This is a genomic window from Oleiagrimonas sp. C23AA (assembly GCF_011759385.1).
Taxonomy (GTDB): Bacteria; Pseudomonadota; Gammaproteobacteria; order Xanthomonadales; family Rhodanobacteraceae; genus Oleiagrimonas.
The window spans coordinates 1-1,419 of record NZ_JAARLY010000021.1; the positions used below are offsets into that span (position 1 = coordinate 1).

Consider the following 1,419-nt stretch of genomic DNA (forward strand, 5'->3'; position numbering starts at 1 on the left):
TGAACTGACCCCCAGAAGTTGGACATCGATCCAACCTCTGGGGGTTTTTCATGTCCAAATACGACACCAAGTTCAAGCACAAGCTGGTCCAGCAATGCCTGGCTGGTGGGCACGGAGCGAAATCGGTCGCCAAGGCGCATGGTCTGAAGCACGGGCAGGTGGAACGCTGGGTGGCGGCCTATCGCCAGCATGGCCTGGCGGGTCTGACGAAGAAGTACGCCTCTTACGATGCAGCGTTCAAATGGAAGGTGCTACGGCACATGGCGCGGGAGATGCTCTCTCTGAGGCAAACCGCGGCGCTGTACGATATTCGCTGCCCTGATCAGATTCGACGCTGGTCGCATGCGTATCATGAAGGCGGCATCGAGGCCTTGATGCCCAAGCCCAAGGGACGCGTGACGCCGATGAAGCCCAAGCCACCTCTGGAACCCCCCGTTGGGGACGATGCTCGCACGCTGGAGCAACTGCGCAAGGAAAACGAATACCTGCGCGCGGAGGTGGCTTACCTAAAAAAACTCGATGCCTTGATCCAGGCCAAGCGAGCCGATGCGCCGAAAAAGCGCAGGTAGTGCTTGGGTTGAGGCAATCTCACTCGTTGGCGGCGTTGCTGCAGGTGGCCGGGCTGTCGCGCAGCACGTTCTACTACCATGCCAAGCGCGAGCCCGCCGCCGGTACCGGGCTGGGAAAGCAGATCCGCGATCTGTACCACCGCCACCGGGGTCGTTATGGCTACCGGCGCATCACGCTGGCGCTGCGGCAGGCCGGTCACCCGGTCAACCACAAAGCCGTCCAGCGGCGCATGCAGGCGATGGGCCTGAAGTCGCTGGTGCGGGTGAAGAAGTACCGTTCCTATCGCGCACAGGGCCATGGGGCCGTCCCCAACGTGCTGCAACGCCAGTTCCAGGCGGACCGGCCCAACCAGAAGTGGGTCACCGACGTCACCGAGTTCGATGTACGAGGCCAGAAGCTCTATCTCTCACCGGTCATGGACCTGTACAACGGAGAAATCGTGGCCTATCACATGGATCGGCGACCCCATTTCCCACTGGTGGGTACCATGCTCCGCAAGGCCTTGGCCAAGCTACGAGGTGACACGCCGCTGCTGCACTCGGACCAGGGCTGGCCCTACCAGATGTCAGCTTACCGGCGGATGCTGGTCGAGCACGGGCTAACCCAGAGCATGTCACGCAAGGGCAACTGCCTGGATAACGCAGCGATGGAGAGCTTCTTCGGCACACTCAAGTGCGAGTACTTCCATCTGAACCACTTCAGCAGCCTTGAGCAACTCGAACAGGGACTACGCCGCTATATCCACTACTACAACCACCATCGCATCAAGACCAAACTGAAAGGGCTGAGTCCTGTGCAGTACAGAACCCAGCCCTTGGTGGCTTAGCCGCTTCAACTGTCCAACTTTAT

The 1,419-nt window shown here is 60.3% G+C and carries 1 protein-coding gene; it reads left to right on the forward strand.

Annotation, left to right across the window (positions count from 1 at the left end; genetic code table 11):
* The first annotated feature begins 50 nt into the window (after positions 1–50).
* Positions 51–1,396 (forward strand): IS3 family transposase gene (locus tag HBF24_RS17140; RefSeq protein ID WP_167175896.1). Its coding sequence is split into 2 segments (ribosomal slippage): positions 51–516 and positions 516–1,396, totalling 1,347 coding nucleotides; the frame shifts between segments, so codons are not numbered across the junction.
* Positions 1,397–1,419 lie beyond the last annotated feature (23 nt).